Below are 17,550 nucleotides of genomic sequence, written 5' to 3' on the forward strand. Positions count from 1 at the left end.
GGCGTTTGCCGGGATGGCGGCAGCGCGATTGTTCTCGTCTCCCGGGCTCGTCATCTTGTGCCGTCAGGGACAGCTATGATTCCTATAGTTTCGACTTGTGACAGCTATGCAAAAGTTTTGTGAAGGTTATGTGGCATTTCGCCCGACCCGTCACACATCCTCCGGTTGCATCGCCCCAAACTGCCGCGCGTCAGACTGCCGCGCGTCAGACAGGGCCGCGCGCGATACGTTAACGCAGCCCTGCCCCACCGCGCGTATGTATCAAAACCATACTGAATCCATACCGTTTCCAGACATGGGCTTTTGGTGCAACTTCAATGTGTTAACGGGTATTTCGCGGGGGTTTCACGCCCCCGCCAATACCGCCCCGACCTGCGCTACAAAATCCTCGCCGCGCTTTTCAAAGTCAGGATACTGATCGAAACTGGCCGCAGCAGGCGCCAGCAACACCACGTCCCCGGCCTCGGCCTCGGCCGCCGCCAACGCCACGGCCTGCGCCATCGTCTCGCAAATCGCGTGCGGCGTATCGCCCAGTTGCAGGGCAAATTCCCGCGCAGAATGGCCGATCAGATAGGCCTTCGCCACCGCACCAAGGTGCGGTTGCAGCGCAGAAATACCGCCTTCCTTGCCCAATCCCCCCGCGATCCAGCGGATTTTTGTGAATGCCTGCAATGCCTTGGCGGCACTGTCCACATTCGTGGCCTTGCTGTCATTCACAAACCGCACGCCGTCACGCTCACCCACCAACTGGCTGCGGTGCGGCAACCCTGCGAATGTCGCCAGCGCCGTTTCAATCAGTTTGGGGGCCAGCCCCAGGCTGCGCGCGACCGCATATGCGGCGCAGGCATTTTGATGATTATGCGCGCCGGGCAGGCCGGGCATGGTGCGCAGATCAATCGCCGCGACCTGCTTGCCGCGCCGGAACTCTGCCAAAAACCCCTTGCGCGCAAAGATGTTCCAGCCCGGCCCTGCCAGTTTCTGACCCGAGCTGATGCGAATTACCCGTGCATCTTCAGGGGCTTGACCCAGTTGCGATGCAAGGTAGACCCCCTCGGGTTCATCCACGCCGATCACCGCGCGGTCAGGCCCACCTTCGGCAAACAAGCGGCGTTTTGCAGCAAAATACCCCCCCATCCCGCCGTGCCGGTCCAGATGATCGGGCGTCAGGTTGGTGAACACGGCGACATCGGGCGTCAGCGCGCGCGCAAGGTCGGTCTGATAGCTGGACAGCTCCAGCACCACGACCTCACCATCCATCGGCGGATCAATGGAAAGCACCCCGGTCCCGATGTTCCCGGCCATCTGCACCGGGCGGCCAGCGACTTGTAATATATGATGAATCAGCGCCGTTGTGGTGGATTTCCCGTTTGATCCGGTGACCGCAACCACCTTGGGCGGCTGGTCGAATTCGGCGGTTTCCTCAGTGGCAAAGCTTGCGAAAAACAGGCCGATGTCGTTGTCCACCGGCACCCCCGCCATCATCGCCTGCGCGATGATCGGGTTCGGGTGGGGGTACAGATGCGGGATACCGGGGCTCACGATCAGCACCGCGATAAACGCCCAGTCCTCCCGCGTCAGGTCGTGCAGCACGATGTCCGCAGCCTCGGCCCGTGCGCGGGATTCCGGGCTGTCGTCCCATGCCAACACCTCGGCCCCGCCCGCGCTCAGCGCCGCGCAGGTCGCCATTCCGGACCTTCCCAGCCCCAGAACCGCGACGCGGCGTCCTTCAAACCCTTGAACTGGTATCATTTTCTTTCACCCCCGTCAGCACGGTCGCACCATGCACCGGAAGCCCTGCCCGCAGCAAGCGCGATCACGCACGGCGCATGCCCATGCCCAGTTGCATCAGCGTCTTGCGCACCGGCGCCGCAGAGTAAAGCGCGTTCAGCGCCGTCGCGCGCGCATCGCGCAGCGCCTGCCCGCCCACCATAGAGGCGCGGTTCAACAGGTCCACCCCGGCAATCCGCGCCCGAACCTCGGGCCAGCGGCGGCGATGATAGGCGCGCAGGCTGTCAGCATCGCCAAGGGTTTCAGGCGTCGACACCGCCAGCAGCGTGCCGATATCTCCAAGGCTCATGTTCAGCCCCTGCGCCCCGATCGGCGGTACGACATGCGCGGCCTCGGCCACCAGGGCGGTACGCTCGCCGTAGAACTGGTCCGCGATCTGGCTGATGATAGGCCATGTTGTCAGCTTTGAGGCCAGCGTCAAAGGCCCCAATACCTGGCAGGACCGCGTATTCATCTCGGCGGTGAACACCTCAGTCGGCAGGGCCAACAGGCGCGCAACCTCTTGCCCCGTTTCCATCCAGACAACGGCAGAGCACGGTTGCCCCTCATGATCCGGCAAGGGCACCAACGTGAACGGCCCACCAGAGCGATGCACCTCGGTCGAGACGTTGTTGTGGGGGCGCGGGTGCGTCACGGCAAAGGCCAGCGCCTTCTGGCCGTAGCGCGTTGTTTTCACGTCAATCCCAAGGGCTTGCCGCATGGGTGACGCCCGTCCGTCCGCCGCGATTAAAAGCCGCGCGCGCAGGGTCGCGCCATCGGTCAGGGTGACCAGCGCCTCGGACTGTCGGGTGGTCAGCCGGACAGTGCCGACACCCGCGTGGAACCCAACATTGGGCAGCGTGCGCAGATGTGCCACCATCTCGCGCCGCAACAGCCAGTTGGGCAGGTTCCAGCCAAACGGCTGATCCGAGATATCGGCCGCATCAAAATCATGGGTCACGCGCGGTTCCGGCACCACACCGCCCGCATCCACGATCCGCATGACCTGCAAGGGCGTAGCGAAGGGCGACAGTCGGTCCCACAATCCCGCGTCTTTCAGGATCTGCACACTGGGTTGCAGAAAGGCGGTGGTGCGCAGGTCGGCACCGTCGGCCTGCCGGTCGGTCACCGGAGGCGCAGGATCTACGCAAACTACCGAATACCCCGCCGTTCCGAATACAGCTGCTGCGGCCAACCCGGCAACACCGCCACCCGAAACCACCACATCGACCGTTTCCCGCACCATCATCTGCACCCGTTTGTTGCTGCCCTGAATATAGCTCGTCGCGCGCGCCACGGCGAGGGGCAGCGCAACGCCCGAAGAAGGTGCGTCAATTCGCCCGGCCCTGCTGCAGGCGGCCCTGGAGGGTCAGCCCCGGGTAATCAGCACCAGCAAGACCAGCATCACGGGCGCAGCGACAACTGCAGGCAGATACAGCGCGGGCAAGCCCCATGTCATCACGCAAATCGCCCAGAGGGCGGCGAGCGCCGCGATCGCATACCAGATATTATCCTTGTCGCCCTCGGCCACGTCGCGGGCTATCCAGCCCAGAACGGGGATCTTATAGAAGGCGCGTTTCATCGTGTCGGTTGTCATCAGCACACCCCAAAAGTTGTATGCTGAATATATATTTGCACAATCGCGCCGCACCATTGCACATTTTGCCGCGCTGCGGCGGAATCACGCAGTCAATCGAGATAAAAAATCCGTCAAGTCGTTGGTATGGTATTCGATATGCGGCGCAGGGCTGGGCGCAGGGGCGACATGCACCGTGCGCATCCCCATCGCATGCGGCGCGCTCAGGTTGCGGGGGTCATCCTCGAACATCGCGGCGCGGGTGCTGTCGAGCTGGTCAGCGGCAAAGATCGCCTCGAATGCTGCGCGCTCCGGCTTTGGCAGGTAGCCCGCGTGTTCCACCCCGTACACAGCGTCAAACAACCCCGCGAGGCCCCGCCCCTCCAGCACGCGAATGGCATAGGGGGCCGAGCCGTTGGTGAACACGATCCGCCGCCCCGGCAGCGCTGCGATGCGCGCACGCAGCGCAGGGTCTGGGGTAAGTGCTGTGAAATCAATGTCATGCACCCACGCCATGTAGGGCACCGGGTCTATGTCATGCAGCCGCATCAGCCCGGCCAGCGTGGTGCCATAGTCGCGCCAGTATTCCAGCCGCAGCTTGGACGCCTGCGCCCGGTCCACGCCCAGTGTCTGCATGATATAGGCCGTCATCCGCTGGTCGATCTGGTCGAACAGCCGGGAATGCGGCGGGTAGAGGGTGTTGTCGAGGTCGAACACCCAGGACCCGACATGGTTGAACTGCTGTGCGATCATGGTCCTATCCCCCGTGGCTATTGGTGACCTTCTAACCGGCGGGCAGCGTTTTGCCAACGCATCCGACCGTTCGCCACAGACGTTGAATTGTCGCGATACCGGACGGAAAACTCTGTCAACTTGCGCCAAAATTGATTTATCTGACAAGACACTTTCGGAGAAGACGATGCCCGACCAGAAAAATACCCAATCTGACGCCTATTCGCTGATTCTGGAGGCGATCGACATCGGCGTGTACCGGCCCGGCGACCGGCTGGTGGAATCCGAACTGGCAGAGCGCTTGGGCGTGTCGCGCACCCCGGTCCGCGAGGCGTTGCAACGGCTGGAAACCCAATCCTTGCTGACGCGGGACGGGCGGTCACTGATCGTCGCATCGCTGGATCATAATCAATTGGCGGAATTGTATATTGTCCGGTCCGAACTGGAAGGGCTGGCCGCGCGTCTGGCCGCGCGCCACGCCAGCGCCGAGGAAATCCGCGTGCTGCGCGGCATGGTGCAGGACGACCGGCAGTTACTCAACGATCCGCAGGCGCTGAGCCGCGCGAACCGCCGGTTTCACAAGCAGATCCACCTAGCTTCGCACAACCGGTTTCTGGTGCAACAACTGGATCTGGTGCACCGGTCGATGGCGCTGCTGGCCACGACCTCGCTGGCCGCCGAGGGGCGCGGGCAAGCGACGCTGGCGGAACATCACACCATTGTCGAGGCGATTGCCAAGGGCGATGGCGATCTGGCCTATGACACGCTGCGCGAGCATATTTCCAAGGCGTTCGAGACCCGGCTGAAGCTGGATGCGGCATCGGCAAGCCGGTATTCGTTGTAATCAGGCCCGCTGCGCGGTCAGGCAGTGTCGATGGGCGCGGCGGCATCGCTCGGCGCGCCCTCGGTCACGGCGGCGTATTTTCCATGGGTGGTCTTGTCCCAGTAAAATGGGCTGCTCATCAGCTCCCACAGGCCTTTATAGGCGGCCAGCGCGGCCAGCGGGAAATAGAAATGCAGGCTAAGCGCCCAGATCCGCAGGGCGCGGTGGTGCCGCTGCCGCAGCGCAACCAGGTTGACCGTCAGGTTGGCAGTCTCGCTCAGCAAAAAAAGCGCCGCGAGGCCGAAGGCAAGGGGGAACGGCAGAATGCCGTCGAACGGATGGCCCAGCCCGAAGAGAAGCAACCAGAAGCTCCACAACACCGGGGTCAACACGAATTGGACCAAGGTCCCCAACAGCAATACCTGAAGCCCACCGAACCGCCACCAGCCCAGCTGCGCCAGCAGGCGTTTCGGGTCGCGCATATGCACGGCATAGGTAATCGCATAGCCCTTCAGCCAGCGTGAGCGTTGCTTGATCCAGGGAATGACGTGGCAATTTGCTTCCTCGAACGTGGTTGAGGCCAGCAACTCGGTGCGATAACCGTGCCGAGCCAGCCGGATGCCAAGATCCGCATCCTCGGTCACGTTATGCGCGTCCCAGCCACCGAGTTTGTCCAGAATGTCGCGCCGGAAAAACAGGGTGGTACCACCGAGGGGCAGCACGAGGCCCAACCGCTCCAGTCCCGGCAAGATGACGCGGAACCATGCCGCATATTCAATGGTGAAGCAGCGCGATAGCCAGTTCGTCGCCGGGTTGTAGAAGTCCAGCATGCCCTGGAGGCAGGCAAGGGTCGGATCAGCCGCAGCAAAGCGGCGCGCCACGAGGTACAGTTGATCGGCCTCGGGCGCGTCTTCAGCGTCATAGACGCCAATTATCGACCCTTTGGCAAAGGCCAGGGCGAAGTTCAGCGCACGCGGTTTGGTTTTCAACGTGGCATGGGGGACGGTGATGATGCGCGCCCAGCGGGGCAATGTCTGTCCGGCAAGCGCGTGATGGGTGGTCGCATCGCGTTCCTCGACCACCAACAGAACATCCAGTAACTCAACGGGATATGAGAGTTTTGACAGACGGGCCAGCAGGCGGGGAATGACATCTTCCTCCCGGTGCAGGGGCACCATGATGCTGATGACTGGTAAGTGGGCGCTGCCACCCGCGACCGCAGCGCGCATCATGCTGCGCGGTGCTGCGTGGCGCGCGGCGCGCAGATGCGCCACGAGTGCGGCAACCTTCAGCCCCATCGACAGCACCAGCGTGACCATCGCCACCACGACGAGGATCGAAAAAACCAGCAACGGCGAATAGATCAGTGTCGTTACCGCCAACGCCGCCACCCCTAGACCCCAGGCGCGGGCCTTGCTGGCCTGCCAGTTCCGGCAGCTTTCCGACGGCGCCACACAGTTTTCGGCCAGCAGGCGCAGCGCGCTGCGCCGGGTCTGCAGCAGCGCAGTATGCAGGTGCGGCCCGGCAATCAAGACCATTGCGACCGGGCCGAAAACGGCCGTAAGCGCATCGCGATTTAAGGCAAATTGATCCGGGCGGGTGCAGGCGATGACCGTCACCGCACCGGCGCGGCGCCAAGGCAGGCAGCCCATCGCGAGACAGCGCGTCGGTCCCAGACGGTCGATCAGCCGCGGGTCAGCAAGATCTGCGAGCGGGTTCACCACGGCCACGTCAAATTGACGTGCCAGTGCTTCGGTCAGTTGCGCATCGGTAATCATGCCATGCGCCAGCAGCACGTCGCCCAGCATTGCGTCCTGCCGGGACTGCAAGACCAGCGCCCGCAACAGATCGCCGGGCCGAAGCACGCCCATATCCAGCAATAGCTGGCCCAGCCTGTGGCGGGGCGCATTGGGCAGGACACCAGGTGCCGCCGATGTGCCGCCCTGCGCCACCTGATGAACTGCGCGTGAACTGCCCATGCCGACCCTATCCGCCTTCAGCTACTGCTGCACAGCAATAGTTAAGGGCGTGTTAACGATAGGGGTGGGGGCTGGGAAAAAGTGACCCGATACGCAAACGCACCAGCGCCGCGGAGAACTACGGCGCTGCGTTCATCAAAATAACGAATGATTTAAGCGGGTACCGCGCCACGCGCCGCCATGGCGGCGGCAAAACGCTCGAACAGGTAATAGCTGTCTTGCGGCCCGGGACTGGCCTCGGGGTGGTATTGCACCGAGAAAATCGGGCGGTCTGCGACGCGGATGCCGCAGTTCGACCCGTCGAACAGCGAGACATGGGTTTCCAGAACACCTGCGGGCAAGGTCTGACTGTCCACCGTAAAGCCATGGTTCATCGACGTAATCTCGACCTTACCGGTTTCTACATCCTTGACGGGATGGTTCGCGCCGTGGTGGCCGTGGTTCATCTTGATGGTCTTCGCACCGAGCGCGAGTGCCAGCATCTGGTGGCCAAGGCAGATGCCGAAGACCGGAATATCGGCCTTCATCACGCCCTGGATCATCGGCACGGCATAGGCGCCGGTTGCCGCCGGATCACCCGGGCCGTTCGACAGGAAAACCCCGTCCGGACGCAGCGCAAGAACATCCTCGGCAGTGGCCGATGCGGGCAGCACAGTCACATCGCAACCGGCGCTGGCAAGACAACGCAGGATGTTGCGCTTTGCCCCAAAGTCGATGGCGACCACCTTGAAGCCTGGCTCAACGCGCCGAGTGTAGCCCGAGGGCCAAGCCCAGCGTTGCTGATCCCAGACGTACGATTGCGCGCAGGTCACATCCTTTGCCAGATCAAGGCCGACCAGCCCGGGGAAAGCCCGCGCCTTGGCGACCAGCGCGGCAATGTCGAACTGCCCGTCGGGCCGATGCGACAGCGCGACGTGAGGCGCGCCCTGCCGGCGGATCGCGCGGGTCAGCCGCCGGGTATCCACGCCGCCCATGCAGATCCGGCCGCGCTTTTGCATCCAATCAGCCAGCGTTTCGGTTGAGCGCCAGTTTGACGGCACTGTCGGGTCCCATTTCACAATCATACCTGCGGCGACTGGGTCCGCCGCCTCATCATCATCAGCATTGACGCCGGTGTTGCCGATATGCGGAAAGGTGAAGGTCACGATCTGGCCCGCATAGCTGGGATCGGTCATGATTTCCTGGTAGCCGGTCATTGCTGTGTTGAAACACAGCTCGGCCACGGTGTCGCCTGTGGCGCCAAACCCCTTGCCGAAGAAAAGCGTGCCATCTGCCAGGGCGAGGCAGGCGGTCGGTTTGGCGGGCGAATATGGCATGGTGGTGACTCCGGTCAGAACGGGCGCACACTACCGCCTGCGCGGATGGGAATCAAGGCGATACGGATTTGGTTTTTATTGATGTATTTCAGACATTTAGCCGAAATCATCGGCGCTTGCCCGCAGCCCCCGCGCGGTATAGAGTCCGAGTTTGTCCGGTAACAGTCCAAAGGATGCCCATGTCCCTGCGCCAAAAGATTTCTTCCGACCTGATTGCGGCGATGAAGGCGAAAGACAGTGCCCGCCTGTCGACCCTTCGGCTCATCAGCGCCGCGATCAAAGACCGTGACATCGCCCTGCGGGGCGAGGGTAACGATACCGGCGTGTCCGAAGGCGATGTGCTGACCATCCTGACGCGTATGGTCAAACAACGGCAAGATAGCGCCCGCGCCTATGAGGAAGGCGGGCGGCTGGAACTGGCCGAGAAGGAGCGCGCCGAGATCGGCGTGATCGAGGATTTCCTGCCGCGCCAGATGGATGAAAAGGAGATCGCCGTCGCGCTGGATGCCGAAATCACAGCGCTGGGGGCGACGTCGATCCGCGATATGGGGCGGGTCATGGCCGGGCTGAAGGCGAAGTATTCCGGCCAGATGGATTTCGGCAGTGTTGGGCCGATGGTCAAGGACCGCTTGGGCTGAACGTATCAATCACAAGTTTGTTAGGGTCCATGCTTCGCGGCATGGGCCTTTTTTCATGCCACAATGCGCGAGCACCCACGCGGCCGACACGAAAAAGGGCGGGCTGCGTAGGTCTTCCCCGCCGCAGCCCGCCCCTTGGTGCGTCGCATTCACACGACACTCTGACTATTTTTCGCGGTTCCACAAAGTGCGGACTGCGTCGGTACGTGGTCAGCTGCTTCGCCCGAAGAGGGCGTATCAGTGCAGTTGCGCCTCTACCGTCTTGATCGAGTCGGCGATCATCGCATCGGCATCTTCCGCCGAGGTATTCTTGCGGATCACGTCACCCGCTGCGGCGACGGCCACGTTGACGGCGGCGTTGCGCACGTCACGGATCGCAGCAGCCTCGGCCGAGGCGATCTGATCCTCGGCAGCCTTCATACGGCGCTTGATCGAGTCGGCCAGATCCACCTGCGCCTGCGCGGCGGCAGCCTCGGCGGCTTCCTTGGCACTGGCCACGATACGCTCAGCCTCGGCCTGCACTTCTACATGCTTACGCTCGAACGAGGCGCGCAGTTCTTGCGCCTCTTCGCGCAGTTTGCGGGCTTCATCCAGATCGGCGCGAATGCCGTCGGCGCGTTTGTCCAACAGGCCCGACAACAGGCCCGGAACTTTGTAATAGACCAGAATACCGATGAAGATGACAAAGGCAATCGCCACCACGATGTCGGTATTATAGAGCGAGAAGAAGGGCTTGCCCTCAACCGCCGCGAACGCGGGGGTGCCTGCGACAAAGCCTGCGACAAGGGAGGTGGTCAGAATATGTTTCATGCCATTCCCTCATTTTTCAGCCGTGCGGTGACAGCAGCATTGACCGACCGTGCATCGGCCTTGACGCCGAAGGCCGTCAGGATCTCCTTGGTGGTGTCTTTCGACACTTCGGTCACCATGGCGACGGCGTTGTCACGTATCTCGTTGATCCGCTCCCCCGACTCGGCCGATTTAGCTGCGATTTTCGCATCGGCCTTGGCCATCGCGATATCCAGATCTTTCTGGATGGCGGCCTTGGCTTCGGCCACGATCTTGGCAGCATCAGCACGCGCGTCAGCACGGGCCTGATGATAGGCGGCCTCTGCTTCGGCAGCTTTGGCCTTGAATTCTTCGGCCGCGGCAATGTCGTTGGTGATCGCGCCCCGGCGTTCTGCCAAAACAGACCCGATGCGCGGCAACGCCACGCGCGACAGAATGAGGTAAAGCACGACCAAAGCGATCACGAGCCAGAAGATCTGGTTCGAGAATGTCGAAAAGTCGAGCTGCGGCATGCCAGCCGCGTCTTGGGCAGTGTCTGCCATGTCGTCCTCCTCAGGGGCCTGAAATCACGGGGTGGCCCGGGAGAACCCGGACCAACCCCGCCGTTAGGATCACCTAAGGCCTGATCAGACCGCGAACATCAGCAGCAGGGCGACCAGGAACGAGAAGATCCCGAGAGCTTCTGCGAATGCGATGCCGATGAACAGCGTAGCGGTTTGACCGGCAGCGGCCGAGGGGTTGCGCAGGGCGCCGGACAAGAAGTTGCCCGCAATGTTGCCCACACCGATGGCGGCGCCACCCATGCCCAGCGTGGTCAGACCGACGCCGATGAACTTGCCCATTTCTGCGATATCGCCTTCCATAACACTTCTCCTTGGTTGGAATTTGCGGATGAGGGGAACCTGATGCTGCGCCTTAGTGGTGCGGATGCAGCGCGTCTTTCAGATAGACGCAGGTGAGGATCGTAAACACATACGCCTGAATGGCGGCGACCAGGACTTCCAGCCCGTAGATCGCGACAACCGCCAGGACGGGGGCGAAGGCTGCGGCACCCATGGCGCCTGCGAAGCCTGCGAAAACTTTTACAACGGCATGCCCGGCCATCATGTTGCCTGCCAGACGAATAGAGTGGCTGAGTGGGCGCACGAAATACGAGATGAGCTCGATCAAGGCCAGCACCGGGCGCAGCGCCAAGGGGGCCGAGCTGATCCAGAACATTTTCAGGAAGGCCGTACCGTTGAGCACAAAACCAAGCACCGTCACGGTGATGAACACTGCCAGCGCCAGAACCGCCGTCACCGCGATGTGCGAAGTGGTGGTGAATGCGAAAGGCAGCAGGCCGAGGAAGTTGGCAAACAGGATGAAGGTGAACAGCGTCATCACATAGGGGAAGTACCGCAGACCTTCCTTACCGGTCACGTCTTCGATCATCTTGTAGATGAAGCCATACATGACCTCGCCTATCGACTGGGCGCGGGTCGGCACGATGGCACGGCCCTTGCTACCCATCACCATGACCAGCGAAATGGCGATAACGGTCAGCGCCAGCCACAGCGTCACGTTAGTGGGCGTATACCAATTGACCACATCGCCGCCAAACAAGGGCTGCACGATAAACTGGTCCATCGGTCTGATGGTCAAGCCGCCGGTTTCTTCAGCCACGTTGGTCATCCCCATGCGTTGTGGCCGCTTTTGCAGCCTTGTCGATTTCGCCGCGCTGAAGCTCGGCCGCGGTGCGCAACATGGTGCGGACGCCTGCGACAAAACCCAGCAGTATAAATAGCACCAGCAGGAAAGGTTGGGTTCCCAACAGGTAATCCAGCCCGTAGCCTATGCCAAACCCGAGCGCCAGCCCGGACACCAATTCCAGTACCATCCGCCAGGCCACATGAGCCATCGCGTGATGATCCTCTTTCCGGGGCGGCGGTTCGTGCGCCGATTTTATCTTGGCGATCCTGTCGTCCAGCGCGCGAAGACGCTCCAGATCATCAGGTGTAGCCATGCCGACCCCTTCCGGAAGTTGTTGCGGAAGCTAGAAGCAGGACGCCACAGAGTCAAGCGCGAAACCCGGGAAGCTGTGTGGCACAACCAATTGATAAATATAGGTTTATCAAATTTGGTTCAGGAGATTGCGGCAGCGCGGCGGCGCCTGTGAGGCCTGCAGCATATTCAACCATCCGGTTGACCTTTGGCAGCGCTCCGGCAATGCTGCGCGGATGCAGTCATCGCTTGACCAGATATTCATGGCGCTTGCCGATCCAACCCGCCGCGCGATCCTGTCGATGCTGCTGGAGGACGACATGGCAGTGACCGACGTGGCAGAGCCGTTCCAGATGTCGCTGGCCGCAGTTTCAAAGCATCTGGGAATATTGGCGGCGGCGGGACTGATCAGCCAGGAAAAACGCGGGCGGGTGAAGTGGTGCAAACTTGAACCCGACAGCCTGCGCGACGCGTCGGTCTGGATGCAGGCCTTCGGGCAGTTCGAGTCGGTCAACCTTGACGCATTCGAGCGGTTTCTGGCGGTGGAACTGGCCGCGCCGGACGCGCAGACCGAGGGCGAGTGGCCCTGACACCGCCAGTGGCACAATGCTCTGCGCCGCGTTGCCGCGCAGAGCCCTGAACAGGCCGCACCAGAGACGCCCCGCGCCATACATCAGGCACACGCTGGGCACTTTACCGGGTGTCTGTGCGTATCCCACAGGCACCCACGGTGCCGGCCCCTGATCTGTCGCGTTCCTTAGGAGCGCCCGATACATAACGCGCCCACGCGGTGCTTGAGGGCTGACCACCTAAGGTGCGATGGTAATGCAGGTCCGGTTGCGGGCCTGGATACGACGGCAGGCCAAGTCTGCCTGATCCTGGGTCAGACCGGCGAATTCGGCATCGAACTTGCCCGCGCGCTGCTGGATCCGGCGGATGCCGCCTTCCAGTGCGGCGCTTTCGGACAGGCTGGTCTGGATCAGCGTGCGCTCGGCCTCGTGACGGTTTGGATGGCCGCCCAGATGCACCCCCCAAAGCCGTGCATCAGATGTCGACATCCGGGCGACGACCTGCGTGGCGGTCGGCGCCTGATCCGCGGCGGCAACGGCCTGCACATACGCGGGCCGTGGTGGTGGAGCGACGGACAATGCCACAGGTGCGCTGCTGGTCAGGATGATCTGATCGTTCAACGCGGGACTGTCGGGCGCTGCAGCCGCAGGGGATTCCTGTACCGCGTTCAGCGCCGCCACATCCGCCGGGTTGGCGACGCGGAACCCGGCGGCGCGCGCAAGGTCCAGATCGGCCGCTGCGGCAGCCGGGGTTGCCCGCACCGCCTGTGGCGCGGCTTCCGCGACGGCGGTGGGCTCGGCCGCACCGGCCGCAACCGCCGCGACCTGGACCTGCGCGCCGTCTTGAATTTGCGCGACCTCAGCCGCTTCAAGATCGGGGCGGGCGACCGGCACGATGCCCAGCACCTCTGGGGCGAGGGCGGCAAGTTCGGTGTCAACGGGCACGACCTCAACCGTCGCGGCATCGGCCACCACGGACAACGCATCAGAAATGCCCGATTGCAGCGCCATCAGCATCTCTGGCGCGGGCTCGGCGGTGGGCCTGCCCATCGGACGCGGGCTGCGGGCAACGGCGGTTTGCAGCCGGATCGTGCGCCCGGCACCCTGATTGTCGGACCCGGCCTGCGCCATCGCAACCCCTGCCGAAGGCGCGCTGTAGGACGGGGTGGCGGGCGGGCGCGTTGCGGCCCGCGCCGGTGCGCGCGAAAAGCCCATGTCCATCAGTTCGGCCACCTGCGCGTTGCGCGCGGCGGTCGAGGCGCCGCCGAAAACCGTGGTGATGATCCGCACACCGTTACGTTCGGCCGAGCCGACCATGTTGAACCCGGCAGCGCTGGTATACCCGGTCTTGATCCCGTCCGCGCCGCGATAAGCATCAAGAAAGCGACGGTTGGTATTGGGCACCTGCGCCATGCCCGCATCGGCAGACCGGCGCGAGAACAGGTTGTAGTATTGCGGATAATCGAACAGCAATTGGCGGCCCAGCGTGGTCATGTCGCGCGCGGTGGACAGGTGCCCGGACGTCGTCAGGCCGTGCGCATTGCGAAAGGTTGTGTTCGACATCCCCATGGCGCGGGCGGTCTGGGTCATGCGGGTGGTGAAGGCTTCCTCGGACCCCGAAATCGCCTCGCCCAATGCGGTGGCGGCATCGTTGGCGGACCGGACCGCCGCAGCGCGGATCAGATAACGCAACGCGATACGCTGCCCCGAACGCAGGCCCAGCTTCGACGGCGGTTCTGCGGCGGCGTTGCGGCTGATCGTCACCATTGTATCCAGCGTGATCTCGCCATGCTCAATCGCCTGAAACACGACATAGAGCGTCATCATCTTTGTCAGTGACGCGGGATGAAGCCGGGTGTCATGGTTGCGCGCATACAGGATTTCGCCTGAGCGTGCGTCGACGACCATGGACGCATGGGGCGCGGCATGGGCCCGCCCCAGCGTGAAGATCGTAAGCCCGATGAATAGCGCGCAGGCCAATACCGCGCGCAGGGACGGTCGCGAATGCGCTGTCACTTGTGCCTGCCTCTCATGCTCTGCCTCGCCCCCGGTTCCGGGGTGCATCTTATTTGTCCCTTACGGTAGCACGCGCGGGCAGTTCCGAAAACCCCTTTCTTATCAATCGTCTTCGGGCAAAAGTTAATGTGATTTTCGTATATTTAGCGCGATTCGGACTGCGCAACACAAGATACGCGACAGGCGCCATCGGCGCCCGGTATCAGGCGCCATCCAGCCAGCGCACCAGGTCAGGCAGGTGCGACAGGTCAGGCAGCCTGCGGAAGCGGGGATGATCCAGCGGCGGCTCGGCGTGCTCCATCGCCCATTCGTCGCCTTGGGGCACATGCACGCCGTAGCCCCCCGCGACGATCGGCGGGATGACATCTGAGCGCAGCGAGTTGCCGACCATCAGCGCCTGCTCCGCCCCATGACCGTGGCGGTCAAAAATGCGGCTGTAGACCTCGGGCGTCTTGTCGCTGACGATCTCGACCGCGTGAAACAGATCGCCCAGCCCCGATTGTGCCAGCTTGCGTTCCTGGTCCAGAAGATCGCCCTTGGTGATGACCACCAGCCGATAGTCCGGGGCCAGCGCGGCGATGGCATCTTGCACATGGGGCAGCAATTCGATGGGATAGGCCAACATGTCCTGCCCTGCGGCCAGCAATTCACTGATGACCTTCGCAGGCACGCGCTGGTCGGTCACCTCGATCGCGGTTTCGATCATCGACAGCACGAAGCCCTTCACGCCATAGCCGTAGTGCCCGATGTTACGCCGCTCGGCCTGCAGCAGCCGTTCTGCCAGATGGTCGGACGGTGCGTAGTCCGACAACAATTCAGCGAATCGGTCCTGGGTCAGGCGGAAGAAGCGTTCATTCTGCCAAAGCGTATCATCGGCATCAAAACCGATCGTGGTCAGCCGCGTCGTCATGCGTCGCCCCCCTTTCACCGCTCTGTCGGCATTGTTTTCCGACACAGTCGCCGCGCGGCAGGCGACGGGTCTTTTCTATGCCGTAAGACACACTATACTAGAGGCCGATGCAATCAACACGGAGCTGCCCCTCGTGACGCCTCAAACCCGCATGATGTCCGACAAGGACGACCAGCGCGACGGCGACACCTCCATCGTCACCAAGACGCGGACCAAAACCCAGCGCCCGCCGATGTACAAGGTGCTGCTGCTGAACGACGACTACACGCCGATGGAATTCGTGGTGCATGTGTTGGAGCGGTTCTTTGGCATGACCCACGCGCAGGCGTTCGAGATAATGCTGACTGTGCACAAGAAAGGCGCGGCGGTTGTCGGCGTTTTCTCTTTTGAGGTTGCCGAAACAAAGGTTGCTCAGGTGATGGATTTTGCCCGACGGCATCAACATCCGCTGCAATGTACCCTGGAAAAGGAATAAGGCGCGCGTCGCCTGCCCATGTCCCACGCCCATGCTGATACCGCGGCGCGCCATGCGCGCCTGCAACTTGCTGTCGATGCCGGGCTGACCCTGCCCGATACCGGCGATATTGCCGTGCTGCGTCCCCGCGCTGGCGAATGGTTCGACCCGCTGCCGCGCGACCGGCTGCACATGGTACAGGGCTTTCGCCCTGACCATGACGCGTTTGCCAGCGCCGGGTTCACCGTCACGCCCGACCTTATGGGCCGGTTCGCAGGCATCATGGTCTGCCTGCCCCGCGCCAAGGCCGAGGCGCGCGCCCTGATCGCCGCTGCCGCCACCCATTCAGATGGCTGGGTGATCGTGGATGGCCAGAAGGCCGACGGGATCGAAGGGGTTCTGCGCGAAGTGCGTGCCCGCGCGCCCATTGGCGGCGCGATCGCCAAGGCGCATGGCAAACTCTTCTGGTTTGATGCCCATGCCCTTGATACCAGCGCCGACGATTTCAGCGGCTGGCACGCCCAGCCGCTGCGACTGGACGACCCGGAAGTGCCCGGTTTCGTCACCCTGCCGGGGCTATTTTCCGCCGATGGCATCGACCCTGCTTCGCGCCTTCTGGCAGAGTCCCTGCCCGACGCGCTGCCCCCTGTCGTTGCCGATCTGGGTGCCGGCTGGGGCTATCTGGCGGCAAGGGTGTTGCAACACGCAGGCATTCAGACGCTGCACATGGTCGAGGCAGAGGCCGCAGCACTGGATTGCGCCCGCCAGAATATCCAAGATCCGCGCGCGCAGTTCCATTGGGCAGATGCAACCACCCTGACCCTGACGCCGCCAGTTGATATGGTGGTCATGAACCCGCCGTTTCACACCGGACACAAGGGGCAACCCGCGCTGGGTGTGCAGTTCATCGCCACGGCAAAGCGCATCCTGAAACCGCAAGGCAGCCTGTGGATGGTCGCCAACCGCCACCTGCCCTATGAGGCGGCGCTGACAGACGCCTTCCGCGACATTGATGAGGTCGGCGGCACCGCCAGCTTCAAACTCTACCGCGCCAGCCATCCGCTGCGCGAGAAACAACGCACCCAGTCGCGAAAGGGCCAGAGATGAGCTTTTCCATCGCAGGCAAGACCGCCATCGTCACCGGCGCAGCCCATGGTATCGGTATGGCCATCGGACGGCAGTTTCTGGATCAGGGCGCGAATGTCGTCTTCGCCGATCTGGATGAGAAGGGCCTGAAATCGCAGATTTCCAGCTCGACCGCCGAAAACCCTTGCCTGCGGCTGTTCGCGGGTGATCTGCGCGAGCGTCTGACGGTCGCCAACCTGTTGTCTGCCACGATTGATGCGTTTGACCGGGTGGATATCTTGGTGAACGCGGCGCGCCAATGCCAGCAATCCGACCCGCTGGAACCGCAGGACGATTCCATTGAACTGTTGCTGCAACAAAACCTGCTGACCAGCCTGCGGCTGAGCCAGGCGGTGGCGAAGCGCATGATGGCGCAGGCCGAAGACAGCCGTGAGAAAGACCGCCACGTCGGGTCGATCATCAACCTGTCATCCATCGCCGCGCGCCGCACCCAGCCCGAGCTGATGGCCTATTCGATCAGCACCGCCGCAGTGGATCAGATGACCCGATCACTGGCCGTGGCGCTGGCCCCGCACCGTATCCGGGTCAATGCCGTGGCCTTCGGGTCGGTGATGAGCGCCAGCCTGAAGGACCAGATCCGCCAGCATGAAGAGTACCGCGCCTCGATCATCGAACACACGCCAATGGCCCGGATCGGCAAGGCGTCGGACATCGCGGAAAGCGTGCAGTTTCTGGCCTCTGACGCGTCGGGCTTCATGACCGGGCAGATCCTGACGGTGGATGGCGGCCGCACGTTGATCGACCCGGTTTCGGTGCCCGCGCATTAGCAGCACGCTGCATAAAGTACTGTGAACCGTTCGCGGGCGGGCAGTTTCTCCAGCCAGAAGATTGAACCGCGCCCCAACCCGGGGCATC

At 62.8% G+C, this 17,550-nt stretch carries 19 protein-coding genes; 6 read left to right on the plus strand and 13 right to left on the minus strand.

Annotated elements, in window-relative coordinates:
- Positions 1–345: 345 nt before the first annotated feature.
- The 4 genes from murD to H9529_RS11205 form a co-directional block, all read right to left on the minus strand.
- Positions 346–1,749 carry a UDP-N-acetylmuramoyl-L-alanine--D-glutamate ligase gene (gene murD, locus H9529_RS11190; RefSeq protein ID WP_092884302.1) on the minus strand — a complete coding sequence of 468 codons (1,404 nt, stop codon included), beginning with the start codon at positions 1,747–1,749 and terminating at the stop codon, positions 346–348.
- A 64-nt stretch (positions 1,750–1,813) separates the two neighbouring features.
- Positions 1,814–3,013 carry a UbiH/UbiF family hydroxylase gene (locus H9529_RS11195; protein WP_092885285.1) on the minus strand — a complete coding sequence of 400 codons (1,200 nt, stop codon included), beginning with the start codon at positions 3,011–3,013 and terminating at the stop codon, positions 1,814–1,816.
- Between the two features lie 123 nt (positions 3,014–3,136).
- Positions 3,137–3,364, minus strand: a complete 228-nt coding sequence (locus H9529_RS11200) for a hypothetical protein (RefSeq protein ID WP_092885287.1) — start codon at positions 3,362–3,364, stop codon at positions 3,137–3,139.
- 84 nt (positions 3,365–3,448) lie between these two features.
- The gene (locus tag H9529_RS11205; RefSeq protein WP_092884304.1) at positions 3,449–4,096 is read right to left on the minus strand and encodes a pyrimidine 5'-nucleotidase; all 648 of its coding nucleotides are present in this window, start codon (positions 4,094–4,096) and stop codon (positions 3,449–3,451) included.
- Between the two features lie 166 nt (positions 4,097–4,262).
- Here H9529_RS11205 and H9529_RS11210 point away from each other — a divergent pair, with 166 nt between their 5' ends.
- The gene (locus H9529_RS11210) at positions 4,263–4,919 is read left to right on the plus strand and encodes a GntR family transcriptional regulator (protein ID WP_092884306.1); all 657 of its coding nucleotides are present in this window, start codon (positions 4,263–4,265) and stop codon (positions 4,917–4,919) included.
- Between the two features lie 17 nt (positions 4,920–4,936).
- Here the strand turns inward: H9529_RS11210 and H9529_RS11215 are convergent, their stop codons facing one another.
- Positions 4,937–6,877 carry a glycosyltransferase family 2 protein gene (locus H9529_RS11215; protein WP_223814144.1) on the minus strand — a complete coding sequence of 647 codons (1,941 nt, stop codon included), beginning with the start codon at positions 6,875–6,877 and terminating at the stop codon, positions 4,937–4,939.
- 152 nt (positions 6,878–7,029) lie between these two features.
- On the minus strand, positions 7,030–8,193 hold the full coding sequence (gene carA, locus H9529_RS11220) for a glutamine-hydrolyzing carbamoyl-phosphate synthase small subunit (protein WP_092884308.1): 1,164 nt from the start codon (positions 8,191–8,193) through the stop codon (positions 7,030–7,032).
- A 179-nt stretch (positions 8,194–8,372) separates the two neighbouring features.
- Between carA and H9529_RS11225 the strand changes: the two genes are divergently transcribed.
- A complete protein-coding gene (locus H9529_RS11225) occupies positions 8,373–8,831 on the plus strand; it encodes a GatB/YqeY domain-containing protein (RefSeq protein ID WP_092884310.1) in 459 nt (152 codons plus the stop codon).
- Positions 8,832–9,068: 237 nt separating this feature from the next.
- On the opposite strand, the gene H9529_RS11230 is transcribed toward H9529_RS11225, so the two are convergent.
- The 5 genes from H9529_RS11230 to H9529_RS11250 all read right to left on the minus strand — a co-directional run bounded on the left by H9529_RS11230 (position 9,069) and on the right by H9529_RS11250 (position 11,622).
- A complete protein-coding gene (locus H9529_RS11230; protein WP_092884312.1) occupies positions 9,069–9,641 on the minus strand; it encodes a F0F1 ATP synthase subunit B family protein in 573 nt (190 codons plus the stop codon).
- Complete coding sequence (locus H9529_RS11235) at positions 9,638–10,162, minus strand: F0F1 ATP synthase subunit B' (RefSeq protein ID WP_092884314.1); 525 nt, start codon at positions 10,160–10,162, stop codon at positions 9,638–9,640. Before H9529_RS11235 ends, H9529_RS11230 begins: the two co-directional genes overlap by 4 nt.
- A gap of 84 nt (positions 10,163–10,246) precedes the next feature.
- Entirely contained in the window at positions 10,247–10,483 is a 237-nt protein-coding gene (locus H9529_RS11240) for a F0F1 ATP synthase subunit C (RefSeq protein WP_092884316.1), read from the minus strand.
- A gap of 52 nt (positions 10,484–10,535) precedes the next feature.
- Positions 10,536–11,297: a F0F1 ATP synthase subunit A gene (locus tag H9529_RS11245; RefSeq protein ID WP_397544872.1), complete on the minus strand. Its 762-nt coding sequence runs from the start codon at positions 11,295–11,297 to the stop codon at positions 10,536–10,538.
- Positions 11,275–11,622, minus strand: a complete 348-nt coding sequence (locus H9529_RS11250; RefSeq protein WP_092884318.1) for an AtpZ/AtpI family protein — start codon at positions 11,620–11,622, stop codon at positions 11,275–11,277. Before H9529_RS11250 ends, H9529_RS11245 begins: the two co-directional genes overlap by 23 nt.
- A gap of 214 nt (positions 11,623–11,836) precedes the next feature.
- On the opposite strand from H9529_RS11250, the gene H9529_RS11255 reads away from it, so the two are divergent.
- Positions 11,837–12,190, plus strand: a complete 354-nt coding sequence (locus tag H9529_RS11255; protein WP_092885293.1) for an ArsR/SmtB family transcription factor — start codon at positions 11,837–11,839, stop codon at positions 12,188–12,190.
- A 219-nt stretch (positions 12,191–12,409) separates the two neighbouring features.
- Here the strand turns inward: H9529_RS11255 and H9529_RS11260 are convergent, their stop codons facing one another.
- Positions 12,410–14,233, minus strand: a complete 1,824-nt coding sequence (locus tag H9529_RS11260; protein ID WP_092884320.1) for a D-alanyl-D-alanine carboxypeptidase family protein — start codon at positions 14,231–14,233, stop codon at positions 12,410–12,412.
- Between the two features lie 154 nt (positions 14,234–14,387).
- Positions 14,388–15,095 (minus strand): HAD family hydrolase, encoded by a 708-nt coding sequence (locus H9529_RS11265; RefSeq protein WP_092884322.1) that lies wholly within the window; start codon positions 15,093–15,095, stop codon positions 14,388–14,390.
- 151 nt (positions 15,096–15,246) lie between these two features.
- On the opposite strand from H9529_RS11265, the gene clpS reads away from it, so the two are divergent.
- From clpS to H9529_RS11280, 3 genes are read left to right on the plus strand one after another with little or no spacing between them, the layout of a single operon-like run.
- Entirely contained in the window at positions 15,247–15,570 is a 324-nt protein-coding gene (clpS, locus tag H9529_RS11270) for an ATP-dependent Clp protease adapter ClpS (protein ID WP_092884323.1), read from the plus strand.
- 18 nt (positions 15,571–15,588) lie between these two features.
- Positions 15,589–16,656 (plus strand): class I SAM-dependent methyltransferase, encoded by a 1,068-nt coding sequence (locus H9529_RS11275; RefSeq protein WP_092884325.1) that lies wholly within the window; start codon positions 15,589–15,591, stop codon positions 16,654–16,656.
- A complete protein-coding gene (locus tag H9529_RS11280) occupies positions 16,653–17,462 on the plus strand; it encodes an SDR family NAD(P)-dependent oxidoreductase (RefSeq protein ID WP_092884327.1) in 810 nt (269 codons plus the stop codon). The genes H9529_RS11275 and H9529_RS11280 overlap by 4 nt, the downstream gene beginning before the upstream one ends.
- Positions 17,463–17,550: the final 88 nt, after the last annotated feature.

Source organism: Roseicitreum antarcticum, assembly GCF_014681765.1.
GTDB classification, from domain to species: Bacteria; Pseudomonadota; Alphaproteobacteria; order Rhodobacterales; family Rhodobacteraceae; genus Roseicitreum; species Roseicitreum antarcticum.

Excerpts from the sequence above, each read along its gene's own strand:
- murD (WP_092884302.1), bottom strand. The coding sequence starts at position 1,749 with ATGATACCAGTTCAAGGGTTTGAAGGACGCCGCGTCGCGGTTCTGGGG.
- H9529_RS11195 (WP_092885285.1), bottom strand. The coding sequence starts at position 3,013 with ATGGTGCGGGAAACGGTCGATGTGGTGGTTTCGGGTGGCGGTGTTGCC.
- H9529_RS11200 (WP_092885287.1), bottom strand. The coding sequence starts at position 3,364 with ATGACAACCGACACGATGAAACGCGCCTTCTATAAGATCCCCGTTCTG.
- H9529_RS11205 (WP_092884304.1), bottom strand. The coding sequence starts at position 4,096 with ATGATCGCACAGCAGTTCAACCATGTCGGGTCCTGGGTGTTCGACCTC.
- H9529_RS11210 (WP_092884306.1), top strand. The coding sequence starts at position 4,263 with ATGCCCGACCAGAAAAATACCCAATCTGACGCCTATTCGCTGATTCTG.
- H9529_RS11215 (WP_223814144.1), bottom strand. The coding sequence starts at position 6,877 with ATGGGCAGTTCACGCGCAGTTCATCAGGTGGCGCAGGGCGGCACATCG.
- carA (WP_092884308.1), bottom strand. The coding sequence starts at position 8,193 with ATGCCATATTCGCCCGCCAAACCGACCGCCTGCCTCGCCCTGGCAGAT.
- H9529_RS11225 (WP_092884310.1), top strand. The coding sequence starts at position 8,373 with ATGTCCCTGCGCCAAAAGATTTCTTCCGACCTGATTGCGGCGATGAAG.
- H9529_RS11230 (WP_092884312.1), bottom strand. The coding sequence starts at position 9,641 with ATGAAACATATTCTGACCACCTCCCTTGTCGCAGGCTTTGTCGCAGGC.
- H9529_RS11235 (WP_092884314.1), bottom strand. The coding sequence starts at position 10,162 with ATGGCAGACACTGCCCAAGACGCGGCTGGCATGCCGCAGCTCGACTTT.
- H9529_RS11240 (WP_092884316.1), bottom strand. The coding sequence starts at position 10,483 with ATGGAAGGCGATATCGCAGAAATGGGCAAGTTCATCGGCGTCGGTCTG.
- H9529_RS11245 (WP_397544872.1), bottom strand. The coding sequence starts at position 11,297 with ATGGGGATGACCAACGTGGCTGAAGAAACCGGCGGCTTGACCATCAGA.
- H9529_RS11250 (WP_092884318.1), bottom strand. The coding sequence starts at position 11,622 with ATGGCTACACCTGATGATCTGGAGCGTCTTCGCGCGCTGGACGACAGG.
- H9529_RS11255 (WP_092885293.1), top strand. The coding sequence starts at position 11,837 with ATGCAGTCATCGCTTGACCAGATATTCATGGCGCTTGCCGATCCAACC.
- H9529_RS11260 (WP_092884320.1), bottom strand. The coding sequence starts at position 14,233 with ATGCACCCCGGAACCGGGGGCGAGGCAGAGCATGAGAGGCAGGCACAA.
- H9529_RS11265 (WP_092884322.1), bottom strand. The coding sequence starts at position 15,095 with ATGACGACGCGGCTGACCACGATCGGTTTTGATGCCGATGATACGCTT.
- clpS (WP_092884323.1), top strand. The coding sequence starts at position 15,247 with ATGATGTCCGACAAGGACGACCAGCGCGACGGCGACACCTCCATCGTC.
- H9529_RS11275 (WP_092884325.1), top strand. The coding sequence starts at position 15,589 with ATGTCCCACGCCCATGCTGATACCGCGGCGCGCCATGCGCGCCTGCAA.
- H9529_RS11280 (WP_092884327.1), top strand. The coding sequence starts at position 16,653 with ATGAGCTTTTCCATCGCAGGCAAGACCGCCATCGTCACCGGCGCAGCC.